This window comes from Streptococcus sp. GMD6S (genome assembly GCF_000297015.1).
Window position 1 is genome coordinate 1 of sequence record NZ_AJRH01000122.1, and the last position, 1,660, is coordinate 1,660.

A 1,660-nucleotide genomic window follows, 5' to 3' on the forward strand; every position below is an offset into this window, starting at 1 on the left:
GAACTAGTCTATATCCAGCATGAAAAAACCAGCCTGTCTAAGATGGGCGAACGCTTTATCGAATACTTACTAGAAGAAGTTCAATTCGATAATTAATAGAAAAATGAAAAAGGGAAAAAGAAAAAGTTAGGAAATAGAAAGTGAAAAAGATACTACTGACCAGTGCTTTAATCCTTTCAATCGCAGGATTAGCACCCGCATCCGTCTTAGGAGAAGAAAACACAACTCAATCGACATCTGCTGTCAAGGAAGCAATTGCCAAAGAAGAAAAGAAAGAATCAAGTGTTGAGGAAAACTCTAAATCAGAAGTTCTTCCGAAAGTAGATGTGCAAGAAGACAAGACAAAAAAAGAAGGGTGGTACCAAGAAAATCACCACTGGCGTTTTTACCAAGATGACAAACCTGCTTTGAACTGGAAACAAATCCAAGGCAAATGGTACTACTTCGATCAAGATGGTAATCGTCTTCATTCTACTGTCTACAAAGGCTACGCCTTTGACCAAGATGGTGTCATGATAGAAAATGGCTGGACCAAACTGGACAATCAATGGTATTATGCTGATTCCTTTGGACGACTAGCTCAGAACACCTGGAAAAAAATTAACGGCTCTTGGTACTATTTTGACCAAATTGGAAGTATGCTCAGCAACACTGCCGTTGACGGCTATCTTCTCACAAAAAGCGGAGCTATGGCAGAAAAGGGTTGGACAAAATTAGATCGAATTTGGTACTATGTCGCTCCTTCTGGAAAGATCTCACAGGATAAATGGGAGAAAATCAACGGTTCTTGGTACTACTTTGACAAAGACGGTGGAATGCTGAGTGCGACAACCTTCAAGGGCTACCTCTTCAACCAGAGTGGAGCTATGGCAGAAAACAACTGGGTCAAAATCAAGGATACTTGGTTCTATGCGAACGGGTCAGGGAGATATGTCCAAGAAAACTGGCAAAAGATTCAGGGTTCCTGGTACTCATTTGACCAGAATGGTGGGATGCTAGCAGACAAATGGAAAGAAAGCTACTACCTTAAAACCAGTGGAGCCATGGCGGAGAATGAGTGGATCTTCGATAAAGCCTACAAGAGCTGGTTCTATCTAAAAGCGGATGGTCGTTATGCAAATCAGGAGTGGATTGGAGCATACTACCTCAAGTCAGGTGGTTACATGGCAAAGAGCGAATGGATTTACGATAACTCTGACAAAGCACGCTACTACCTAGATGATAATGGACATTATGTTTCAGGAACTTACAAGATAGACGGTAAGGAACACCTGTTCCAAAAATACGGCCAATGGATTTCTGAAGTTTCAACTGAAGGTGGATTTGTAAAAGGCCAATACAGCAATACCATTTTCCTAGATCCTGGGCATGGTGGTCGAGATTCAGGTGCCTTTTACTACAATGTAGCTGAAAAAGATCTCAACATGCAGATTTACCGTAAGCTTCGTAGTAAGTTGGAAGAACTAGGTTACAAGGTCCTCACTTCTCGTGATAGTGATATTGACGTTGATTTTGTTACCGAACGTTCTCGTATGGTTAATAAAACCAACTCGGATATTTTTATCAGTATTCACTTCAACGCTACTGGTAATACCTACTCAAAAGCGAGCGGTATTCAAACCTACTCCTATAGCGATGAACCTGATTATCCAAGTAAGAT

General features: G+C 41.1%; 1 protein-coding gene and 1 pseudogene. Both read left to right on the top strand.

What is annotated here, in order from left to right:
• Positions 1-96, top strand: a pseudogene (locus tag GMD6S_RS12620) (LysR family transcriptional regulator); the annotation flags it as partial.
• Between the two features lie 44 nt (positions 97-140).
• Positions 141-1,660, top strand: a 1,520-nt coding sequence (locus GMD6S_RS08975; protein ID WP_000722525.1) for an N-acetylmuramoyl-L-alanine amidase, incomplete at its 3' end; no start/stop codon positions are given.